16 protein-coding genes are annotated in these 21831 nt (G+C 61.0%); 7 read left to right on the top strand and 9 right to left on the bottom strand.

Annotated elements, in window-relative coordinates:
• Nucleotides 1–8 precede the first annotated feature (8 nt).
• Nucleotides 9–809 (bottom strand): SDR family NAD(P)-dependent oxidoreductase, encoded by an 801-nt coding sequence (locus NBH09_RS06875; protein WP_250787492.1) that lies wholly within the window; start codon nucleotides 807–809, stop codon nucleotides 9–11.
• A gap of 294 nt (nucleotides 810–1103) precedes the next feature.
• Between NBH09_RS06875 and NBH09_RS06870 the strand changes: the two genes are divergently transcribed.
• A complete protein-coding gene (locus NBH09_RS06870; protein ID WP_250787490.1) occupies nucleotides 1104–2867 on the top strand; it encodes a hypothetical protein in 1764 nt (587 codons plus the stop codon).
• Nucleotides 2868–3246: 379 nt separating this feature from the next.
• On the opposite strand, the gene tnpA is transcribed toward NBH09_RS06870, so the two are convergent.
• The 4 genes from tnpA to NBH09_RS06850 all read right to left on the bottom strand — a co-directional run bounded on the left by tnpA (nucleotide 3247) and on the right by NBH09_RS06850 (nucleotide 6416).
• Entirely contained in the window at nucleotides 3247–3717 is a 471-nt protein-coding gene (gene tnpA / locus NBH09_RS06865) for an IS200/IS605 family transposase (protein WP_250787488.1), read from the bottom strand.
• Nucleotides 3718–3981: 264 nt separating this feature from the next.
• The gene (queA, locus tag NBH09_RS06860; RefSeq protein ID WP_250787531.1) at nucleotides 3982–5193 is read right to left on the bottom strand and encodes a tRNA preQ1(34) S-adenosylmethionine ribosyltransferase-isomerase QueA; all 1212 of its coding nucleotides are present in this window, start codon (nucleotides 5191–5193) and stop codon (nucleotides 3982–3984) included.
• 70 nt (nucleotides 5194–5263) lie between these two features.
• Nucleotides 5264–5839, bottom strand: a complete 576-nt coding sequence (locus NBH09_RS06855) for an epoxyqueuosine reductase QueH (protein WP_250787486.1) — start codon at nucleotides 5837–5839, stop codon at nucleotides 5264–5266.
• Nucleotides 5840–5849: 10 nt separating this feature from the next.
• Entirely contained in the window at nucleotides 5850–6416 is a 567-nt protein-coding gene (locus tag NBH09_RS06850; protein ID WP_250787484.1) for a DUF3267 domain-containing protein, read from the bottom strand.
• A 132-nt stretch (nucleotides 6417–6548) separates the two neighbouring features.
• Between NBH09_RS06850 and NBH09_RS06845 the strand changes: the two genes are divergently transcribed.
• Together NBH09_RS06845 and NBH09_RS06840 are read left to right on the top strand one after the other, a co-directional pair.
• Nucleotides 6549–8699: a class I tRNA ligase family protein gene (locus NBH09_RS06845; RefSeq protein ID WP_250787483.1), complete on the top strand. Its 2151-nt coding sequence runs from the start codon at nucleotides 6549–6551 to the stop codon at nucleotides 8697–8699.
• 40 nt (nucleotides 8700–8739) lie between these two features.
• Entirely contained in the window at nucleotides 8740–9843 is a 1104-nt protein-coding gene (locus tag NBH09_RS06840; RefSeq protein ID WP_250787481.1) for an RsmB/NOP family class I SAM-dependent RNA methyltransferase, read from the top strand.
• 24 nt (nucleotides 9844–9867) lie between these two features.
• Here the strand turns inward: NBH09_RS06840 and NBH09_RS06835 are convergent, their stop codons facing one another.
• Nucleotides 9868–10038, bottom strand: a complete 171-nt coding sequence (locus NBH09_RS06835; protein WP_215694795.1) for a hypothetical protein — start codon at nucleotides 10036–10038, stop codon at nucleotides 9868–9870.
• Nucleotides 10039–10229: 191 nt separating this feature from the next.
• Here NBH09_RS06835 and NBH09_RS06830 point away from each other — a divergent pair, with 191 nt between their 5' ends.
• On the top strand, nucleotides 10230–11321 hold the full coding sequence (locus NBH09_RS06830; RefSeq protein ID WP_250787479.1) for a beta/alpha barrel domain-containing protein: 1092 nt from the start codon (nucleotides 10230–10232) through the stop codon (nucleotides 11319–11321).
• A gap of 80 nt (nucleotides 11322–11401) precedes the next feature.
• Here NBH09_RS06830 and NBH09_RS06825 read toward each other — a convergent pair whose 3' ends face one another.
• Nucleotides 11402–12292, bottom strand: coding sequence for a DegV family protein (locus NBH09_RS06825; RefSeq protein ID WP_250787478.1), 891 nt, complete (start codon nucleotides 12290–12292; stop codon nucleotides 11402–11404).
• A gap of 320 nt (nucleotides 12293–12612) precedes the next feature.
• Between NBH09_RS06825 and NBH09_RS06820 the strand changes: the two genes are divergently transcribed.
• The 3 genes from NBH09_RS06820 to NBH09_RS06810 all read left to right on the top strand — a co-directional run bounded on the left by NBH09_RS06820 (nucleotide 12613) and on the right by NBH09_RS06810 (nucleotide 15631).
• Nucleotides 12613–14529, top strand: a complete 1917-nt coding sequence (locus NBH09_RS06820; RefSeq protein ID WP_250787476.1) for a fructose-1,6-bisphosphatase — start codon at nucleotides 12613–12615, stop codon at nucleotides 14527–14529.
• A 78-nt stretch (nucleotides 14530–14607) separates the two neighbouring features.
• Complete coding sequence (locus tag NBH09_RS06815) at nucleotides 14608–15003, top strand: GtrA family protein (RefSeq protein ID WP_250787475.1); 396 nt, start codon at nucleotides 14608–14610, stop codon at nucleotides 15001–15003.
• Between the two features lie 220 nt (nucleotides 15004–15223).
• Complete coding sequence (locus NBH09_RS06810) at nucleotides 15224–15631, top strand: GtrA family protein (RefSeq protein ID WP_117806352.1); 408 nt, start codon at nucleotides 15224–15226, stop codon at nucleotides 15629–15631.
• A gap of 160 nt (nucleotides 15632–15791) precedes the next feature.
• On the opposite strand, the gene NBH09_RS06805 is transcribed toward NBH09_RS06810, so the two are convergent.
• A complete protein-coding gene (locus tag NBH09_RS06805; RefSeq protein WP_250787473.1) occupies nucleotides 15792–16652 on the bottom strand; it encodes a DUF4430 domain-containing protein in 861 nt (286 codons plus the stop codon).
• A gap of 9 nt (nucleotides 16653–16661) precedes the next feature.
• Nucleotides 16662–21566, bottom strand: coding sequence for a DUF4430 domain-containing protein (locus NBH09_RS06800; RefSeq protein ID WP_250787472.1), 4905 nt, complete (start codon nucleotides 21564–21566; stop codon nucleotides 16662–16664).
• Nucleotides 21567–21831: the final 265 nt, after the last annotated feature.

The following is a 21831-nucleotide window of genomic DNA, read 5'->3' as shown; positions in this document are numbered from 1 at the left end:
CGTAACCCCTACGGCCGCTGGCCCATGCCACCCTCGAGGGTGACAGTCTCGCCGTTCATGTACTTAAAGTCGGGACCGCAGAGCTGAACGACCACGTGACCGATTTCCTTCTCGACGTCGCCGTAGTGGCCTGCCGGCGGCATGTGGACATTGGCCTTGAACGCCTCGGGATAGGCATCCTGGAAGTTCTCGAGCGCAGCGGTCCAAGCAAGCGGACAAACGATATTGACGTTGATGCCGTCCTTGCCCCACTCGTTGGCGGCAACGCGAGTCAGACCACGGATGCCCTCCTTGGCGGCGGCATAGCTGCACTGACCATAGTTGCCAAACAGGCCGGCGCCCGAGGCAAAGTTGACCACGGAGCCCTTGGTCTCCTTCAGGTGCGGATAGGCCTTCTGCATGTACAGATAGGTGGCATACAGACCGGAATAAATGGCCAGGTTAAACTGATCCATGGTGTGGTCGGCGATGGTCACACCCGAGGCGCTGGCCTGAGCATTGTTGACGACAGCGTCGATGCGGCCGAACTCCTCAATGGCCTTGTCGATAACGTTCTGGACGACAGCCTCGTTGTCCTGACCAGCCGAAACATCGGCCTGAACAGGCAGAACCTTGACACCGTACTCGGCCTCGAGGGACTCCTTGGCGGCCTCGAGCTTGGCGACGTTGCGGCCAGTGATAACGAGGTTCGCGCCCTCCTTGGCAAAAGCGATATCGATGCCGTAACCGATGGAGCCAGCGGAGCCGTCCTTAAGCGTGGCCTTGCCGCCGCCGGTGACGATCACGGTCTTACCAGTGAAAAGTCCCATATAAAGTCCTTTCAAATCGCGACGGGCGCACCCGCCGACTGCGCGCATCCAAATAAACGCGCCAAAAGCTGAAATGCAACTTTAACGGGTTCAAGTGAAAAATAAAGTCCATGGCAGGCGAACGGCGCAACGTCTTTCGGCGAAGGGAATGTCAAGTAAAAATTGGATAGAGTGGCCGAGTTTTTGCTATCGACGCGAGTCATCGAACACGTTTTGAAACTTTGCTGCGGCGCGCGGGAAGTCGGCGCGAGACTTTATCATAGGGTGACAAACAACGATGAGGAGCACATACCTATGACAGACGAGCTGGACCCCCAGACTCAACAGCATATTGATGATTCCGCAGACGTCACCGCAGATGCTGATGCTGTGACCTGCGATGATATTGACCTCGACGACCCCATCTTGGACGAAAGCGCTACGGCGGAAACCCCTGGCGCCGAAGATGCAGGCGAGCAAAACGACGATGCGCCCGCTCAGGATGACGACCCCGTACAGGATGCCGCCCCGCAAGCTGCGGGCCCTATCGAGGTGTCTTCGGAAGAAGAGCTCGACGCCGTCATGGACTCCATGATGGATGCCGTCAAAGCGATGAAAGACGCCGTGGCCGACGCCGACATTGATGCCGAGGAAGAGGAGGCCGCCGAGGCGGCCTCGACCTTTGTACCCGGCGAGACTCCGGTTGCCGACCAGGGCAGCACCATGCCCTCGTTTCTGCAGCTCGAGCACCCCACGATTGGCGCCGATGCGGTCGACCCGCACGCAGCAGGCTTTTCTGTGGTCGAGGGCGGCACCGGCAACATCTCCGTGCCGCAGGCTGCCGATGCGGATGCTGCCGACACCGCTCGCCCGACCGCCTCGCACTCCCCCGCCGCGAGCCGCGATCTGGGGACCGCTGTCTCGAACACCGCGAACGCCGTGGGCACCTTTATCGCTCAGGGCGCCTCGGCCATGCGCGAGATGAACGCCGCGAAAAAGGCACTTGCCGATGCCCGCGCCCATCTGGCCGAACTTGAGCAGCGCATTGCCGATCAGGCCGAGGAACTCGAGACGCGCCAGGATATCGCAGGCCGCTACGACCAGATCGTCGCCGACCAGCGCCAGGCGATTGCCACGGCCCAAAAGACTGCAGTGGCCGCCGAGATTGGCCGTGATGCCCACGCCGCCAAAGCGACAGAGCTCAAGGGTCAGTTCGAACAAATGAAGACAGAGGATGACGCGACTGAGCTCCGCCTGAAGGCCGCGCTCGACGCCGTGGAGGCCCGCGAGGCGAGCTCGCGCGAAACCGGCAACCGCCTCGTTCGGCGTCTTGAGGATTCCAAGCGCATCCGCGACAAGGTGAAAGCCGAGCGAGACGCCGGCATTGCGGCCGCACAACAAACCGTCGACGCCACGCGCGCCCAGCTCGAGACGCTGCGTCATGAGTATGCCGAGCTGCAACGCAATCCCTCGGCAAATCCCGCCAACTATACGGTGCGAACCAGCGAGCTCTCGATGCAGATCTCCGACACGGCAGATGCCCTGCGTAAAGCCGAAGAAGATGTCCCGCGCATTACCGCCGACCTTGAGCACTCGCTTGCCGCAGCCGAGCAGGCCGTCGAACAGGCGCAAGCCCCCATCGCCGACGCTAAGCGAGCCCATCAGGCCGTGACGGCAGAGGCCGATGCCGCACGCGACGAGCTGCAGACGGCGAAGACTGCCGCCACGACGCGCCAGCGCGAACTGCGCGAGAAGATCGCTGCCGAGGACAAGGCACGCCGCGACCAAGAGCAGAGCATAGCCAACGCCCAAGCAGATGCCGCGCATGCGCAGTCGATTATCGAGCAGGCGACCGAGGTGCACGACCACCCAGAGATCACTGAGTCGCTTGCAGGATCCTTGGCCCGAGACAAAGCCGAACACGCCGAGACCGAGCGAGAAGTCGCCCAGCTCGAGGCCACCGAGGACGCGGTGCGCGAGCGTACCCGCGACTCACGCATCAAATTCACCGGCGCCATCGTCTGCATCGTCGCCGCAATCCTAGTGATCATCCTAGTCTGGCTGTTCGCAAGCAAGTAAACCGGCTGCCAAAAAAACGCTCAACGCAGTTGCGGTGAGATAGTTCCTGTTTAGCCTCAAAAAAGGCCAGTTCAAGAACTATCTCACCGCAACTTATTAGATTGATGCAAGGTAGTCATTGGGGACGTTCTTAAACGACTAGTCGAACAAGAACGTCCCCAATGACTACATCGACAACCAAAGAAATGCCGATGTTATGGCAGAGTCAGCGAGCGGGTCGCATTTGAGGCAAGGTGACGTGAATCAAAACCACCCCTAAAAGGGGTGGTTTGCTCTTAGGGTATAACCCTTGGATTTCCGGCACGCGTCTAAAGGCGCCGGCCCTCACGGGGTTCGGGCCGCATGCAGGTTGACCCGTGACGGGCCGGTCAAACCGGCGCTACTTGCGCCCCGGCCCCCTATCGAAGGGGTCCTCGTACTCCTTGACGCTCAGCCGGTCGATCGCGATGTCGGCCTTCTCCTGCTCCCTGATGTACTTCGCGACGGTGGCCTCGTTCAGGCCGACGGTGGACACGTAGTAGCCCTCGGCCCAGAACTTCCTGTTGCCGAACTTGTACTTCATGTTCGCGTGCTTGTCGAATATCATCAGCGAGCTCTTCCCCTTCAGGTAGCCCATCACGCTCGATACGCTGTACTTCGGCGGTATCGCCAGCAGCATGTGGACGTGGTCGGGCATCAGGTGCCCCTCGATGATCTCTATCCCCTTGTACTGGCAGAGCCTCCTGAAGATCTCCCCAAGGTCGGACCTTATTTGGTTGTAGATGACTTTGCGCCTATACTTCGGCGTGAACACGACGTGGTACTTGCACATCCACTTCGTGTGCGACAGGCTGTAGGCCTTCTGGGCCATACGCCACCACCGCCCTCTCGACTCGGATTCCTTGCGGCCTGAACAATCGCAAGTGTCCGGCGAGGGGGCGGCTTTGTAAAGCCGTTTGGCCCCACCCGCATAGCGGGTGGTTTCTGATGCGGCGCGCTGCGCGCCCCGCACAGGCTAAAGCCCGTAACGAAAGGGCGCTGACCTTCTGGTCGCGCCCTTGAAGTTGAACGTCAGATTGTCCAAATGCGGCCCGCGCAGCGTCGGCCGGTTACGGCGTTTGGAAAACGCCGTAACCTACTGAATGAGCATCGCGTCGCCAAAGCTGAAGAAGCGGTAGCGCTCCTCGATGGCGGCGGCGTAGGCATCCATGATCTGGTCGCGGGTGGCAAGCGCGCTCACGAGCATCATGAGCGTGGAGCGCGGCACGTGGAAGTTCGTGATCAACGCGTCGACCACGTGATAGGTCGAGCCGGGCATGAGGTAGAGCTGCGTTGTCGCGTTCTCGCGCACCACGATGTCGCCGCGGCCGAGCGTGTCGGCCCCGTCCTCGCGGCCCTCAAAATAGCGCGCCGTCACAGCCGGATCGGACACCGGCGCGTCCGCGTCAAACGCGCTCTCGAGCGAGCGCACCGCGGTGGTGCCGACGGCGATCACACGATGACCCTCGGCCTTGGCCTTGTGCACGGCATCGACAACCTCCTGCGACACGTGGTAGCGCTCGGTGTGCATCACGTGCTGCGTGGGGTCGTCCTCCTCCACCAGACGGAAGGTATCGATACCCACCTCGAGCTCGACGGCGGCAAACTTCGCACCCTTGGCCTCGATAGCGGCCATGAGCTCGGGCGTGAAGTGCAAACCCGCCGTAGGAGCGGCAGCCGAGTGCTCCTCCTTCATGGCGTAGACGGTCTGGTACTTCTCGGGATCGCCCTCGTAATCGGTAATGTAGGGCGGCAGCGGCACGTGGCCGGCAGCGTGGATGGCCTCGTCGAGCGTGCGCGGGTCGCCGGCGGCATTGCAACCGGCCGGCTCAAAACGCACCAGACGGCCGCCGCGGCTATCGGTGACAAAGTCGACAACCTCGGCTGTCAGCACCACGGGAGCCCCCTCGGGCGCATGGGCGCCACCGGCGCGATACTCAATATGAGCACCGGGCTTCAGGCGCTTGCCCGGCTTGACCAAGCACTCCCAAACATGGCCCAGCGGATCCACGTCCTCGCGGCGCTTGAGCAGCAGAGTCTCGACCACGCCGCCCGAGCCGGCTTTGCGACCGATCAGGCGAGCCGGCATCACGCGCGTCTGGTTGATGACGAGCACGTCGCCCGGCTCGATATAGTCGATGATGTCGCGGAAGATGCGGTGCTCAACGGTACCGCCGTGCTCCAGCGGCGTTCCCGCCTGGGAGCCCTTGCGATCCACCACCAGAAGGCGGCAGGAGTCGCGCGGCTCGGCAGGAGCTTGGGCAATCAGTTCCTCGGGAAGGTTGTAGTCAAAATCATCGGTACGCATAGACACGTCGGATACTCCTTATATAGCTAAAGTCCGCTCTACATCCTAGCAGGCTGACGTCCCAAATGAACTACTTTTTGGCGGCTTTGCGCTCGTCGCGGATGCGGGCGCGGTCCATGGCCGCCTCGACAGCCGAGAAGCGGCAACCACAGTAGTTCTGCCGATACATGCCCAGCTCGCGCGAACGACGCGTGGCCTCGGGGTAATACGGACGAAAATCACGAATCACCGGAGTGGGACCGCGGGCGGCAGCCAGACGCTCCAACACATCATTGCAGGTTTCGAACAACTGGTACGGCGAGACGGCGAGCGTCGTGCCCACAAACTCAAACCCGCGCTCCTGGGCCACGCGGCACGCCTCGGCCAAGCGCAGGGCATAGCACGCGCGACAGCGACGAGGCCGATCGGCGCCCAGCGGTGCCACGCCGGTCTCCCAGCGATCGCGGTCCTCCCCTGCCTCGATGAGCTCGATGTCGCCATCGACACACCACCGGCGCAGCTCGTCCAAGCGGCGCTGCCATTCATCGCGCGGTTGAATATTGGGGTTGGTCCAGCAAATCGTGGGCTCAAACCCTTCCTCGCGCAGCAGGCGGACCGGCTCAAGCGAGCACGGCGCACAGCACGCATGCAGCAACAACGGCTTCATCGACATCTCCTCACCCGAAAAAGCGCACGCCGAAGGACGTGTCCTCGCAGGCGACAATGCGGCGGTCGCGCAAGATGGTCCGCATGTAATACCAGTCGCCCACACAGCCCGACAAATGCAAGCCGGCCGCCAGGTAGCACAGCAGCGGATAGCCCGAGAACGCAAACCCCAGGGCAAACGCTGTCGTCACAACAACCGTAGGCGCCAGGCAAACTGCCACGTACCGCCGGCGCGAATACACCACGCCCTCGGCGCAGGCATAGATCATCGCTGTCTCGCGATTCGCCCCAAAGGTCACCTTCGCGCCCGCAGGCGCCAGCAGCTTAAAGAACACCGCGTGCACCAGCTCGTGCACGGCAAATGACGCCGCCGAAACCGCAGCCAAGCCGACTATCCAGCCCAAGACGGCCGTCCAACCGCCCGCGTCAGCCGCATCCAGGTCAGCGGGCCCGCCCATCAGCATAAACACCGGCACCAGGCACACGGCAAATGCGCCGAGCACGGCTATCCCCCACACAAAGCAGGCGTGCAGAAATTCCTCGTCTTCAAACGCATGTATGTTGGAAATCTCATTCATAACATCTTAGGATAGCGCCCCTGCCACGTACCCGTCCGCATGTGCGATAATGTCGAACGATATGCACGAATTGACCACCGCGTCGCCAGGCCTTGCGCCCGGCCGCGCTCTTACCATATGCGAAGGAGTCCCATGGCATCCAAATACTCCATGAACGACCGTCCCAGCTGGCCTCGACGCGCCATCGTTACCGCCGGCGAGCCCTATGGCAACAAGGGCCTTCACTTTGGCCACGTCGGCGGCGTCTTTGTCCCGGCCGACTTCTTCGCCCGCTTCCTGCGCGACCGTCTGGGCCGCGAGAACGTCATCTTCACCTCGGGCACCGACTGCTATGGCTCGCCCATCATGGAAAGCTACCGCAAGCTCAAGGAGAACGAGGGCTACGACAAGTCCATTAGCGAGTATGTCGAGTCCAATCACTCCCGCCAGGCCGCGACCCTCAACAACTACAACATCAGCTGTGACATCTACGGCGGCTCGGGCCTTGAGCCGGCGGCCCAGATCCACAACGAGGTAACCGCTGAGATTATCGAGCGCCTGCACGAGCAGGGCACCATCTCCAAGCGCTCCACGCTGCAGTTCTACGATGCCAAGGCCGGCACGTTCCTCAACGGCCGTCAGGTGATCGGCCGCTGCCCCATCCAGGGCTGCAAGTCCGAGAAGGCCTATGCCGACGAGTGCGACCTGGGCCACCAGTTTGAGCCCGAGGAGCTCATCGCGCCTAAGAGCCAGCTCACCGGCGAGGTGCCCGAGCTGCGCCCGGTAGACAACCTCTACTTCGACCTGCCGGCCTACCTCGACTTTATGAAGACCTATACCGACAAGCTCGCCCAGAACCCGCAGGTTCGCTCCGTGGTCTCCAAGACCATGGAGGAGTGGCTGCTGCCGGCTCAGCTCTACATCCAGAACAAGTTCCGCGAGGCCTTCGATGCCGTCGAGGATCAGCTTCCCGAGCACACCGTGCTGGAGCCCGAGGGCAACAAGAGCAGCTTTACCGTCACCTTCCCCAGCTGGAAGGAGCGCGACGATGCCCACGCGGTGCTCGCCAACGGCGGCGTGCGCTTCCGCAGCGGCAAGGCGCTCGTACCCTTCCGCATCACCGGCAACATCGACTGGGGCGTTCCGGTGCCCGAGGTCGATGGCGTCTCCGACGTCACCTGCTGGTGCTGGCCCGAGAGCCTGTGGGCTCCCATCAGCTATACGCGCACCGTGCTCGCACGCGATGCCAAGGCCGCCGGCGTGACCGAGGGCGTCGCCGCCCAGGATGCCGCCCTCATGGGCGAGCCCGCCGCCGATTCCACGCAGGTCCCCGCGCCCACCTACCAGCACAGCTCGCTCGACTGGCGCGACTGGTGGTGCTCTGACGACGCTCAGATCTACCAGTTTATCGGTCAGGACAACATCTACTTCTACTGCATCGCTCAGACCGCCATGTGGGAGGCCCTGGGCTGGGACCTCACGCAGAGCACTGTCAGCGCCTGCTACCACCTGCTCTACATGGGCAAAAAGGCCAGCTCGTCCTCGCAGACGCCTCCCCCGCCGGCAGACGACCTGCTCAACCACTACACCTGCGAGCAGATGCGCGCGCATTGGCTGTCGCTCGGCCTGTCCGAGAAGCCAGTGAGCTTTAGCCCCAAGGCATACGACACGCGCGTGACCGGCAAGGACAAGGACGGCAACGAGGTGCGTGCCTGCGACGACAAGCGTGTCATCGATCCGGCCCTTAAGGAGAGCGCGCTGCTGACCGGCGTCTTCAACCGCCTGGCCCGCAGCTGCTTCTACGGCGTCGCCATCAAGGAGGGCGACGAGAGCCCCTATCGCAACGGCTGCATCCCCGCCGGTGCCGCCTCCGCCACCGTGATCGAAGCCGCCGAGCAGGCAGCCCTCGCCTTTGAGCAGGCCATGTACAAGTTCGAGACGCACCGCGCACTCGCCGTGTGCGACGACTACCTGCGCGCCGCCAACAAGCGCTGGAGCGACGCCTCCAAGGCCGCCAACAAGCTCGAGGGTAACGAGGCAAACGTCGCGATGACGCAGGCCCTCGTCGACGCCTTTACCGAGCTGCGCGTGGCGACCGTGCTCATGCACGGCATCGTCCCGGCCGGCTGCGAGCTCATCTGCGAGTACTTCGACGTCGATCCGGTCGCCTTCTTTAGCTGGGACAACATATTTGCCTCCACGGACGAGTTCGTGGAAAGCCTGGGCGAGAAGCCCGGCGAGCACCGCGTGAAGCCGCTGCCCCCGCGCTTCGACTTCTTCAGCAAGCACGAGAGCCAGTACTAAAACAACACTCGACATGTAATGGAATGGGAAGGAAAGACGGATGTCCAAGCCGCGTCGTCGTAAGCAGAAAAAGCAGGTCAAGGCCGAGCTCAAGCTCAGGCAGTTTGCTGCTACCGAGCTTTCTGACCAGCTTGCCGCCCAACACTCCGCCGCCGACCTGCCGCGCTTTATGGTCGACACGGTCGCCGGCGCCTATGCGCCCGCCGATGCCAAGCTCATGATCGAGGGCTTCGGCGCCGCGGCCACACGCCCGGTCACGCTGCGCGCCAACACGCTCAAGGCGACCGCCGAGGACATCGCTGCGGCGCTCGGTGCCGCCGGCATCGTCCACAACCCCGTCGCCTGGTACCCAGACGCCTTTATCCTGCCCGAGGCCCAGGTTTCCGATCTGTGGGATCTCGACATCTACCGCGACGGCAAGATCTACCTGCAGAGCCTGTCATCCATGATGCCGCCGTTGGTCCTGGGCGCCCAGGCAGGCGAGGACATCCTGGACATGTGCGCAGCCCCCGGCGGCAAGACAACGCAGATCGCCGCCCTCACCCAGGGACAGGCGCACCTCACCGCCTGTGAGATGAGCATTCCCCGCGCCGAAAAGCTTGAGTCCAACCTCCACCGCCAGGGTGCCAAAAACGTGCCCGTCATGCGTATCGACGCACGCGAGCTCGACGAGTTCTTCCGCTTTGACCGCATCCTGCTCGACGCTCCCTGCACCGGCACGGGCACCGTCATCAGCGGCAACGAGAAAAGCCTGCGCGGCCTGACCGAGCAGCTGCTGAGCAAGTGCGCCCGCTCGCAGCGCGCGCTTCTGGACCGCGCCATGGGAGCCCTCAAACCGGGCGGCACGCTCGTCTATTCGACCTGTTCAATCTTGCCGCAGGAAAACGAGGACGCCCTGCAAGAGGCCCTCGACAAGCATATGGACTGCGAGCTCATCCCCCTCGACGGCACGCCAAGCGAAAGTGAAGCACGCCGCGCCCAGGATGCCGGCGAGGAGCCGCGCATCGAGTCCAACGCTCTGACCGAAGCCATTGCCGCCGGTCAGGTATCGGCCATCGCCAACGGCCTGCCCGGCACGCTCACCATTCCGCCTAGCCGCGACTTTGAGGGCTTCTACATTGCCCTGATCCGAAAACGCAGCTAGCGCACGGATCCAAAACTCAACAAGCTATTTCTGTGCGCGTTTGCCCTGCTGGTCGCGATGCTGTTTAAGCATCGCACGCTCCTTGCGCTCGGCCCTTTTGCCCTTAATGGCCGTGACCACAAAGTAGATGACCGCGGCGGCAACGATTGCGCCCACACACAGGCCAATCGAGCCAAACATTGCTGTCAATTCCATACCGCGTCACCTCTCTTTTAAACGGGACTTTCAAGATAGCACCTCGATCCCCGCCACCACAGCTCCTTCACGTTCGCCGGCCCTTCGGTCTAACGGATGGCGCGGCGGGGAAAAATCAACTCGTCAAACGATTTAGCATTCGCAATTCCGGCTGCATAGCGCCGGCCGTTATCACATAGAATCGAGCCTCCATGGATACCCTCAACGATCTAAATGAGCGCGTCGACGCCTTCGTCGGCACCAGCTCCTTCGACACGCCTGCCGCGGCAAACGACCAAGCTCCCATCGATGTGCCCGCCGAGGTTCACGAGGACATCGTCGCCTCGGTCGATTTCTCCGAGGTCGAGCTCGCAGACGAGTTCACCGAGCCCCAGGTAGCCGTGACCCCCAACGGACTGCTCCCCATGGAGCCACTGCCCATCGACGGACGTTTGCGCAAGGCGGCCCTTCGCATGCCCGACGAGATCGAGGAGGCCAGCGGCTTTACGCTCTTCGGCCGCCGCATCAAGTCGCTCATTTACACCACCGATGTCGCGGTTATCCGCAACTCCAACGCCGATGCCGTCTTTGCCGTTTACCCCTTCACGCCGCAGCCGGCCATTACGCAGGCACTGTTGACCGTCGCCGAGTGCCCGGTCTTTGTAGGCGTGGGCGGCGGAACTACGACCGGTAAGCGCTCCGTGCAGATGGCAGCCGTCTCCGAGATGCAGGGCGCGGCGGGCTGCGTGGTCAACTCCCCCGCCACCGCCGGGATGGTCGAGCACATCACCAACATCGCCGACATCCCTGTCATCGCCACGGTCGTACGTTGCGACGACGATGCGCATGCCAAGGTGCGCGCCGGAGCCAAGATTCTCAACATCGCGGCCGGCAAAAACACACCGCAGGTCCTACGCGAGCTGCGCGAGCACTATCCCAACCTGCCGCTCATCGCGCCGGGCGGCAAGACGCCCGAGAGCATCCGCGAAACCATCGCCGCCGGTGCCAACGCCATCATCTGGACGCCGCCTTCGGCCCAGCAGCTACAGGCCGACATGATGCAACGCTATCGCAAGATGAAGGAAGACGCCACACCTGTCATCTCGCGCGACGATGTGCCCATTATCGACCAGGTCGCCGCCGCCGAGGTCAGCCAGGTCGAGAACATGAATCCCGACGTGCCGATTCCCGACGAAGTCATCGAGCGCGTCGCTTCGATCCACGAGCGCGTCGAGGAGCATCGCGCCAACCGCGGCCTCAAGCCGTCACTGCACGGCTTTTTCTTCCGCGGAAAGAAGCGCTAGCAAAACATCTTGGCCCGCCCCACAAACGTGAGGCGGGCCGTTTTCGTTTGAGCAATCATGCAGCGACGTGATGGGGCAAATTAATCCACGCGCTTGTCGCCCATAAAGAAGAGCGCCACCGTACCAGGTCCGGTATGCGAGCCAATCAGAGTACCGATGTCATTGATCTCAATCTTGCCTTTAAGCTGCGGAACCTGTTCCCCAATCAGCGCCGCAACTGCCTCGGCATCCTCACGGCACGCCGAGTGCGACATGATGCACTTACCCGAATAATCCACACCGTCCTGCACGTGTGCCATCACGGTCTTGGCCATCTCGGAAATCGCGCGCTTCTTAGTGCGAATCTTCTCACGTGGCGACAGCTTACCTTCGCAATCGACCGTCATAAGCGGGCAAATCTTAAGCGCCGTGCCGATGATCGCGCTCGCAGCCGAAATGCGACCGCCTCGTAGGTAGCTCGACAGATCGGTCGAGAAGAACCAGTGGTGCAGGTTGAGTTTGTGCTCCTCGATCCAGGCAGCCGTCTCGTCGAGTGAAGCCCCGCTATCGCGCACGTCGGAGGCATATTCCAGCAACAGGCCAAAGCCCGAAGACGCCCCCAGCGAATCGATGACGCGCACCTTGCCGCCCTGGGGATAGCGATCCGCGAGCATCTGCGCCGCGACGCAGGCCGATCCATACGTGCCCGAAATACCCGACGACAACGTCAGGTGCAGCACGTCTTTACCCTCGGCAACAAACGGCTCCCAAAACTCCTCGTACTCGCCCACGCTCACCTGAGACGTCTTGGGCATGGCGCCCGCGGCAATCTGGGCAAAAAACTTGTCCGGCGTAATCGACTGATACAGATCGTCCGTATAGACAACATCGTCGATCTCGTAATGAAAACACACGACAGGGATATTGCGCGACGCAAAGAACTCACGGGTTCGGTCGGCGGCGGATTCACAGGTCAGGACATAATCACTCATATGAGGCTCCTTACTCATTGCTGCGCAAATTATCGCACAGTGAGCCTACATGCGGTACATATGTCCACTATTTACCAAATCGAACCAAAAATAGTGAACATCTTTACCACCATCGTCTCCACCGGCCCCACGCATAAATATCTGAGAAAACACCCTCTGTCGTCTCCACCCAACCAACACATCTACCTTCACTAAATCGATTTACCAAACCATTCAGCCGACAATTCAGCCGCTGGCGCAAAATCGAAACAAAAGCGGCGCATACTGATAAACGTTTGACGCTGTTTATCAGTTTTACCAGCCCCATCGGAAGGTGTTTCATGGTCGCATTCGATCGCAATCCGCAAGACTTCAAGTATCTGCGCCTGCTGTCGAGACAGTTCCCCACCGAGCAATCCGCATTCACCGAGATCATCAACCTCTCGGCCATCCTCAACCTGCCCAAGGGCACCGAGCATTTTATGAGCGATGTGCATGGCGAGTACGAAGCCTTTATGCACATCCTCAACAACTGCTCGGGCGTCGTGCGCGAGCATGTCGACGAGATCTTTGGCGACATGCTCTCCTTTGACGAAAAGGGCGAGCTGTGCACACTCATCTACTATCCGCGCGAGAAGATCGATCTTGTCCGCAGCCGGCGCGAGGACTCGCCCACCTGGTACAAGACCATGCTCGACCGACTCATTGTGGTCGCCCGCTCGCTTTCGAGCCGCTATACCCGCTCCAAGGTGCGTAAGGCCATCCCGCGCGATTACGCCTACATCATCGACGAGTTGCTGCACACGCATCCGGATGAGAACAACTACCGCGTGCGTTATCACGAGCGCATTATCGAATCCATCTTGGAGACCGCCAGCGCCGACGACTTTATCGAGTCGCTCGCCTCGCTCATCAAGCGCCTCGCCGTCGACCACCTGCACTTGGTGGGCGACATCTTCGACCGCGGTGGCGGCGCGGCCAAGATTATGGACCGCCTGCTCACCTATCATTCGCTCGACATCCAATGGGGCAACCACGACCTGCTGTGGATGGGCGCCGCTGCCGGCGAGCCCGCCTGCATCGCCACGGTGTTGCGCAACAACCTGCGCTACGACAACTACGAGATCCTCGAGAACGACTACGGCATCTCACTGCGCGAGCTCGTCGCCTTCGCCGACGCCACCTATACCGCCGGCGAGTGCATCAGCCCGCTGATCAAAGCCATCAACGTGCTGCTCTTTAAGCTCGAGGGGCAGATTATCCAGCGCCATCCCGAGTTCGACATGACCGACCGTCTGTTACTCGACAAGATCGATCACGACACCGGCACGGTCACGCTCGCCGACGGCAGCGTGTGGCCGCTCACGACCAACGACTTCCCCACCGTCGATCCGGCGGACCCTTACGCGCTCACGCCCGAGGAGCAGCACATCATCGACAAGCTCGTGTCCGAGTTTGTCACTGCCGACCACCTGCATCGCCATATCGATTTCCTCTATACCCACGGCTCCATGTACAAGGTCGCCAACGGCAACCTGCTCTTCCACGGCTGCGTGCCGCTCAACGAAGACGGCACCTTTAGCAGCATGAACTGCCTGGGCACCTGGCACGCCGGCCGCGATTATTTTGATTTCTGCGACCATATCGCCCGCCGCGCCTGGCGCGTCGGCGACCGCGATGCCCTCGACTGGATGTGGTACCTGTGGATCGGCTTTAACTCACCCGCCAGCGGACGCGTGGTACGCACGTTCGAGCGCGCCTACATTGCCGACAAGAGCACGTGGGTCGAGCCGATGGACCCGTACTATACACTCACCACGTCCTCGTCCGTTTGCGACGACATCATGCGCGAGTTTGGCGTCGCCCCCATGGCCTGCTCGCCGACGGGCCACATCATCAACGGCCATACCCCAGTCAAGACCACCAAGGGCGAGCAGCCCATCCGTGCCAACGGCAAGCTGCTGGTCATCGACGGCGGTTTCTGTCGCGCCTACCATCCCAAAACGGGCATCGCCGGCTACACGCTTATCTCGAGCTCGCGCGGATGCCGCCTCAAGTCGCACCAGGCCTTTACCACCGTTGCCGAGGCGCTCACCCGCAACATCGACATCGAAAGCGAGACCAACCGCTTTGACGAGGCCGACCGGCGCCGCATGGTGAGCGACACCGATACCGGCGTCAAGATTCGCAGCCAGATCCAGGACCTGCGCCAACTGCTCGATGCATATAGAAACGGTGCTATCGAGGAGCGCGCCTAGCCCCGCCTACGGGGTTTGGCTAAACTTGCTGAGTTTGCCATCCCCACGGCGCTGCGGCGCCACCCTAAGGCAGGTGTCATGCAAAAGCTCCTTGCGCAGATCATGAAGTTTGGCGTCGTCGGCGTCGTTGCCACCGTCATCGACTTTGGCATCATGAATCTGCTCCACTACGGTCTGGGCCTCAATATCCTGATCGCCAACACCAGCGGCTTTATCGTCTCGCTCATCTTTAACTACGTCGCGAGCATGAAGTACGTGTTTGCACACAAGGAGGGCATGAGCCGCCGCCGCGAGTTCATCATCTTTGTCGTGTTGTCCGTTATTGGCCTGGCGCTCAACGACGGCATCGTGCTGGCCCTCAACGCCGGCCTGGGCCTCGAGGCCAATATCGCCAAGATTTGCGCCACCGCACTGGTCATGGTCTACAACTTTGTAACGCGCAAAATTTTCCTGGAGGGCGAGCAGACCAAGTAGCCCGGTCTCCTCGATGCACTACGGGACCTGCGGATGACGCGCGTCGAGTGCTGCGTTGCTCGTGGGCCTTGCTCGTTTACGGGAAGATTTGCAACGTTTGCGGATTACCTCTTGAGTATTTGGCGAGTTCGTATAGTTCTTGCCAAAGACCTTACGTTTCCCATGCAAAAGCTCTAAAGTATCTCGTTGCTCGATTCATCAACGCATTGGATGTGATTACGTGCGCAAGGCACTGGCACAACCTCATACCAAGCAGTTCCTCAAGTTCGCTGTCGTGGGACTTATCTCCTTTGGCATCGACTGGGGTATGCTCATTGCGCTCGTCGAGCTGTTCCACCTCGACTTTTTGATGAGCACCACGGTCTCGTTTACCACATCCGTCGTGGTTAACTACTGGCTCAGCATGAAGTACGTGTTCGACCACCGCGAGGGCATGAGCCGCAAGCGCGAGTTCACGATCTTCACCATCCTGTCGGTGATTGGCCTGGGTCTCAACGACCTGTACATGTTTGTGGGCGTCACGTTTTTGAGCATCGGCTACCAGGCCATGAAGGCCATCGCAACGTTCCTGGTCACCTGGTACAACTACTTTAGCCGTCGCTTTTTCCTCGAGGGCGCGCAGTCGTAGTCAACCAAACATACCCTTGCATTCGCAACCGGCTGGAATTTCCATTCCAGCCGGTTTTTTTGTTTGCCAAGAGACCCGGCGGCCCAGTTCCATTCGCATGAAAAACGGGCGGCTCGGATGTTTATCCGAACCGCCCGTTTGGCGTGTTATGTCGAGGCATTTAGCCCGTTACGTAATACCAGACAACTCTGTCGCCGTTAGATAGGACGTAGTTGCTGCACGCCGTGTTGGGCGCCACACCGTTAACGGAGTACATCCAGCCGCTCGTGCTGCCGTGCTCCTTCTCGGCTAGACCGCCAATAGCGGCAACATACGTTCCGTATGACGAGCCGTGCGCATTGACGGAAAGGCCCAGAGCGCACAGGGCATCGTAGACCGTAGCGCCCTCGTTAAAGGTGAAGGTGCCGCCAGAAGACACAGGATTGCCCACGGCGCTCGATGTGACCGAAACCGTCACTGTGACGTAGCCAGGCTGCTGTGAGCCGCCCTGGTTACCCGACGAGGCATTGCCGCCGTTAGATGCAGACCCACCACCGGTCGCCGAGCCAGCGCCCGAAGAGGCGCCGTCAGAAGAGCTAGACCCGCCGGTGGATTCCGAACCCTGTTCGGCAGACGTGTTGTTGGACTTCTTGCCGCCCTTGCCTTCGGACTTCTTCTCCTTCGAATCCTTTTTTGAGTCCTTCGACCCGCCCTTCGCATTGTCCGAGGATTTGGAGTCCTTGGGCGCAGCCTTGCCCGAAGTGGTAGTCGAGCCGGAAACCGACGCATCCTTGTCAACAACGCTCTCCCCTGTCACGGCCTGAGCAATCCAATCGATAGACCATGCACCGCTGGCAGAGGGGTGTACAAAACCCAACGAGACGACGATGAGTGCAATACAGGCGGCTGTCAGGACGCCAACAAGCGCCTTGCGCCGAGGGGCGGACGCCGCCGAAGCGGCGCCCTTTTGCTTTGCATCGTCGAGCTGAATGAACGACGAGTCGGGCTGCTTGGAGTCGGCGTCCTGTGGTTTATTGGACACGGCCCTCACCTACCGACGCTTGGTGAGCACGAACACACCGATGACGGCGAGTCCGACCACGCCAGCCGTCACACCAACGATGGCGAGCGGATTGACGCCAGACTCCTGCGCGGAAGCCTCGGCAGACTTCTTAGCAGCGGTCGTAGCAGACGAGCCCGTATCGGACTTGGAGCTGGACTTGCCGGACTTCTTGTCAGACTTCTTGCTGTCCTTCTTGTCGCCCTTGTCGGAATCCTTCTTGGAATCCTTGCCGTCCTTGGTCTCCGTTGTAGTCGTGGCAGACACCGGCTTCTGACCCGGAGCAACAGCACCGCCAGTCTGCTGGCCGTTTGTGCCGTTACCGGAGCCAGAACCAGCACCGGCATTACCCGAGCCGCCATTGCCGCCATTGGAGCCAGAGCCACCGTTACCGCCAGGGGTAACGGCATTCTTGGTCCACTTGGCGTAGAGCGTCATATCGGCCGTCACGACGTCCTTGGCGAAGTTCCAGGCCTGGGTGCACGCGGCGTCCTTGTACCAGCCGGCGAAGGTGAAGCCGGCGCGCTCGGGATTCGCAGGGGCGACCATGGTCTTGTTCTGCGCGGTCAGCGCGCTGGGGACCGCGCTGCCGCCGCGCGCGTCAAAGGAAACCGTAAAGCCCGGAACCGCCTTGAGAGCAAAGAGCGTGCCGGAATCATTGGTGTAGTAGAGATTGCCCCTGGCATCCGCGATTACACTTGCGGTGCAGTAATTCGCATTGGATCCGGACGGCGTATAGATCTCCGCAACCTCGCCGGTCAACTGGTTGAAGCAGTACAAGGCGCCGGGAGTCTTGTTGCACGTATAGTAGACATAAACGCCGCCAGCCTGCACGGATGCAATCGGTGAAGCCTTGACCTCGGCATATTTTCCCATGTCAAACGACTTTTCGACCGTCATAGACGCAAGGTCGATAACGGTGAACTGGCCGTTGTTCGAAGCGTCGCTTCCGCCGATATAGGCCTTGCCGTTTGCCACGGCCGGCGTCGAAGTCGAAGTGTTCGCAAATGCGCAAGAGCTGGCAATACGAAGCGTGTCGCCCTCACGCACAATCTTATAGAGCGTTGCCGGCTGGCGACCAACCGCCAAGAAGACCGGGTTACCGTTCTCGGTGCCAGCAGAGACGATCGTTGCGCGCACGGGATTGCCGGACAGGCCGACAGAAGACTTGACCTTACCGGTCTTGCCGTCGATGAGTTTCACGCAACCGCCCTCGTCGCCGATAACAAGATCGGAATCAGAAGCGGCAGCGCCCGCCCAGTAATAACCCTCACCAGTGGAGGAGCCGCTCTTTGTGGTGACGTCCGACCAGACGATCTTGCCCGTCGCAATGTCGATGCAAAGCATAGCTCCGCCAGTTGCGGTGCCAAAAGCGCCAGCGCCCGTGACAAACTCGGCATACACGCAGCCGTTTGCCACCGTCATAGTCGAATTTGCCTGATAGCGCCCGCCAGCAGCAGGAGCCTTGAGCGCAGGCGTCTTCCACACGCATTCAAGCGTCTCAGCGGAGAAGGCGTACACAGAACCGTCGTCGTTTGCCGAGATGATCAGACCATCCGCGTATACAGGACGCGAAAAATACGAAGTGGTGCCGCCCTTGGAAACACGCGCGACAACTTTGCCCGTGCCATCGATCTTGACGAGCTCAGAGTTCGTGGTAACGAAAACGTAGCCGCCCGCAATGATGGGGTCGCCCAGCGAAACCCACTTGTCGGCTGCCGTTGCCAGATTGACCTTCCACAGCTCCGTAGCCGACTCGGTAGGCGTCGGGGTATTCACAAGCGTCGTGCTGCCCGCATTGCCAAAGCCGTTCCAGCTTGCGGTCCAGTCCGGACGGGGAGCAAAGGGATTGACAATGGGGCCCTCCAGGGGCTTCTCGCTATCTGCAGCGTAAACCCACTGAAGCTTGTCTCCCGGCTTGAGGGTAACCTGGCCCGCCATCTTTTGAGACTTCTCGCCGTTGACATAGAGCTGCCAGTACCTGCCGGTCGACTGGTCCCAGCGATACGTCTTGCCTGCGCGCGTAATGCTGGCAAGGTAGAACGAAGTCCCAGAAGTACCCTGGCTGTCATAGGTGAGACCTGCTGCCTTGAGCTGCTGCTCGGTAAGGTCGGCTGCCGTGGATCCATCAGACATCTTGACGTCAGCGGCAGACGCCCACACGGAGTTGCCGCCATTCTCATCTGGCCCAATGAAGCTCACCGACGCCTTAACGGTGGCCTTATTCGCATCATCAAGGCTTGCGCCAAGGGCAGAGTAGTACAAAGCGATAGAGTCGCCCGCGCCAAGCGTCACACTGCTGGCGCCAACCTCGGATGCTTTACCGTTTACGAAAAGCTGCCAGTACTTACGCGTGGCTGCATCCCAGCCAAGCGTACGGCCATCGCTTGAGGTGATATCGGAGAGATAGTAACCATATTCCGTGGTACCGGAGGTGTGAGCGAGACCCTGGGCATCCAAGATCTGCTCAATCAGGGCATCGGCAGTTGAGCCGTAGCCAACGCTCTGCGCGCCGTCGAACCAAACCTCATCGCTGCCGTCGGCGCTAACACCCACAAGCTTGAAGTTGACCGAAATCTGAGGATCGGAGTGGTCGGTCGTACCCACCACACGATACGTCGCTTTAACCGACTGATTGACCAGGCTCTGAAGCTTGGCGTTATCCGGATGAGCTTTGGCGAGCGCCTCATACTTCTCATAGGTAAGCGAGCTCTCCACCGTGACGAGCGTGTCAGCCTCGGGCTGGGTCACGCGCAGCGTCTCGTCCGCGATGACAGAAGTGTCGCTCGAGCGGTACGTGCGCCAATTGGTGCCGGACATGTCATCATAGCCAGGCAGATCGTCGGCATGAATCTGGCCGGTCTGGTACGTCTTGGAGTACGAGATGGTGCCGTCCTCGGCGACCATGGCGGAACTCCAGGGACTGAGATTCGCACTCACCGCATGAGCGGAAGTGTTGGCGCCCAGGATTGAAGTGGCGTAGGCATCCTTGACGGCCTGCATCTGTGCTACGGCAGCGTCGATCTCGGACTCGTCGATGGGCTTGACCGTCACGGTGATGTCGCGCGTGGCGGTGATGCCATCGCGCGTGAGCGTTGCCGTAATGGTGGCGGTGTTGGAGCCACCGGCGATATCACGGGTGACGATGACGCGATAGCCGTTAACCTTTGCCACGGACTCGTTATTGGAAGAATACGAGAGCTTAGCAGACCCGGCACCGATCTTGCGCGTCGTGGGCAAGATGAAGTCGCCCTCGATCGCCGAGAGGTCAACGCTCTTGCTCGAGTCGGCATAGTCCTTCACCAGGCCGTCAATCTTGGCAAGCGCGGCCTCGAGCTCGGCCTTCTCGGCAGCGATGTCCTCGGCAGACTTGGAGGCTACCTTGACCGGGTAGTCGCGCGTAATTGCAGTCGAGGGAGGGTTGCCATAACCAGGGACAAATAGTGTTGCCCGCGCGGTAAACGTCACGTTTTTGTCGCCATTGCCATGAGTGTAGGCGACCTTGTAGACCGTGTTGTAATTGGAATCGTAGCTCAAAGTCAGCTTGGCCGCAGACGAATCGCTCGTCCAGGTGAGGTCGGCAACCTTCTTGCCTCCCACATAGAGCGCGCCGGGAAGCACCTCTTCCTTGGCAGTCGAAGGCGCGATGCCCGCCTTGACCGAGGCGGTAAGAGTCGCGGCGTCGAGCTGTTCGCTCAGATACGTTTCAACCTTGGCTTGATCCCACGCGAGCGTCGAATTGAACTCGGGAGTGAATTCGACGATTTCGCTGCCGAGCGTCAGCGTATAAGTAGGTTTGAACTGGCGCAGCACCGACCAATCCGCGGATACGGTCTTCTCCGCATTGGACAGGAAGAAGTACGTGATGGTGCCATCTGCAGCGATGCCACCCTGCTGGACCGGGTCGGTCGCACCGAAGGTCACAGACTTGAGAGTCGGCTTCACGTTCGCGTAGCCGAGCGCCTTGAGCTTGGCCGAGAGCATGTCGACGATATTGGTGTCGGTGCCATAGACCGGGCTCGGCTTCCAAGTGGAGAGCTTCTGCTTGGCCTCGGCAAGCGTCTTGGCATCGGGCGTCGCAGGCGTGGTGGCGCCTTCGTCCTCGACAATCGCCAGCTTCGTGCTTGCGGTGAACTTGTTGTCCCACTTGCTCGAGCCATAGGTCACCTTGCAGGCAACATACTTGCCCGCCTGAGCGGCCGTGAGCTTGAACTCACGCGACGTTGCGCCTTCGATGGGCGTGTAGCCTGAGGCAGTGGGGGCGGAACTCTGCTTGTCGCCCACGTACCACTGGTACGTAAGGCAATCATACTCGGAATCGAGAATCTCCTCGTCGTCGCCCCAGTCGTCCTCGTAGTAGGCGCCGACCTTAATCGTATCGCCAACCTTGAGAGCAGTATTGGACGCAGAGCCCCAAACGATATCTTGGTCCTTGGCATTCAGTAGACTGACGGAGTCGACCGTCACGTATGCTGCGGTAGCGATATCCGACTCGTCATCATCGCTCGGCACAGCGGACTCGACTTTGGCACTTGCCTCGGCGGCAGCCTCCACTTTTGCAGCGGGCTGCGAAGCATCCTGCGACCCGCTCTCCTGCGCGCCAGCAGAAGCGGCAGAATCACTCGTATCCGCGCCCTTTGCAGGCTTCTCATCCTCGGTCGCCGCCTGGTCAGCATCGGTCGCCGTGGAACTATCTTCCCCCGTCGGCTCCGCATCCTGCGAAGCGACGGCCTCGGCAATGCCCTCGGCGCCCTCGGCCCAAAGTTGCGCCGGCGTGGTGCCAAAAGCCATGGCAAAAGCCAGGAACGCCACCAGACCGCGCTTGGCTACGCCACGGGCAATCGCTCCATGGCGACGCCACGAGGCGCGCTGGCACTCGTCCTCAAACATATCCATTTGTCTCCTATTGTCTGAACTTGGAGCATTGCCCAGCGGCTGCCCCACGTCATCGCGCACATTGCGCTCGAGTACCCCCATCGGGGTCCCCCTTCCCTCCAGAGCCCAACGCGTACCGGCGGCATGCGCCGCGGCCGCGTACAAGATGGGAGGCGATCCGACTTAACCTTACCGACCCGGGCGCGCCGTCCGATCTGCGACGCGACTATCCCGGGCCAAGAGGAATTACGGTTACTGGTACAGCCGGGGACTTGCACCCCGATTC

The sequence above is a fragment of the Collinsella sp. BG-O-102 genome (genome assembly GCF_023656745.1).
In the GTDB taxonomy this organism is placed as follows: domain Bacteria; phylum Actinomycetota; class Coriobacteriia; order Coriobacteriales; family Coriobacteriaceae; genus Collinsella.
The sequence above is the reverse complement of the archived record's forward strand: the minus strand, read 5'-3'. Positions and strand labels throughout refer to the sequence as shown.

What these genes read in the sequence shown, in the direction of transcription:
- NBH09_RS06875 (WP_250787492.1), bottom strand. Translation starts at nt 809, where the DNA reads ATGGGACTTTTCACTGGTAAGACCGTGATCGTCACCGGCGGCGGCAAG.
- NBH09_RS06870 (WP_250787490.1), top strand. Translation starts at nt 1,104, where the DNA reads ATGACAGACGAGCTGGACCCCCAGACTCAACAGCATATTGATGATTCC.
- tnpA (WP_250787488.1), bottom strand. Translation starts at nt 3,717, where the DNA reads ATGGCCCAGAAGGCCTACAGCCTGTCGCACACGAAGTGGATGTGCAAG.
- queA (WP_250787531.1), bottom strand. Translation starts at nt 5,193, where the DNA reads ATGCGTACCGATGATTTTGACTACAACCTTCCCGAGGAACTGATTGCC.
- NBH09_RS06855 (WP_250787486.1), bottom strand. Translation starts at nt 5,839, where the DNA reads ATGAAGCCGTTGTTGCTGCATGCGTGCTGTGCGCCGTGCTCGCTTGAG.
- NBH09_RS06850 (WP_250787484.1), bottom strand. Translation starts at nt 6,416, where the DNA reads ATGAATGAGATTTCCAACATACATGCGTTTGAAGACGAGGAATTTCTG.
- NBH09_RS06845 (WP_250787483.1), top strand. Translation starts at nt 6,549, where the DNA reads ATGGCATCCAAATACTCCATGAACGACCGTCCCAGCTGGCCTCGACGC.
- NBH09_RS06840 (WP_250787481.1), top strand. Translation starts at nt 8,740, where the DNA reads ATGTCCAAGCCGCGTCGTCGTAAGCAGAAAAAGCAGGTCAAGGCCGAG.
- NBH09_RS06835 (WP_215694795.1), bottom strand. Translation starts at nt 10,038, where the DNA reads ATGGAATTGACAGCAATGTTTGGCTCGATTGGCCTGTGTGTGGGCGCA.
- NBH09_RS06830 (WP_250787479.1), top strand. Translation starts at nt 10,230, where the DNA reads ATGGATACCCTCAACGATCTAAATGAGCGCGTCGACGCCTTCGTCGGC.
- NBH09_RS06825 (WP_250787478.1), bottom strand. Translation starts at nt 12,292, where the DNA reads ATGAGTGATTATGTCCTGACCTGTGAATCCGCCGCCGACCGAACCCGT.
- NBH09_RS06820 (WP_250787476.1), top strand. Translation starts at nt 12,613, where the DNA reads ATGGTCGCATTCGATCGCAATCCGCAAGACTTCAAGTATCTGCGCCTG.
- NBH09_RS06815 (WP_250787475.1), top strand. Translation starts at nt 14,608, where the DNA reads ATGCAAAAGCTCCTTGCGCAGATCATGAAGTTTGGCGTCGTCGGCGTC.
- NBH09_RS06800 (WP_250787472.1), bottom strand. Translation starts at nt 21,566, where the DNA reads ATGGATATGTTTGAGGACGAGTGCCAGCGCGCCTCGTGGCGTCGCCAT.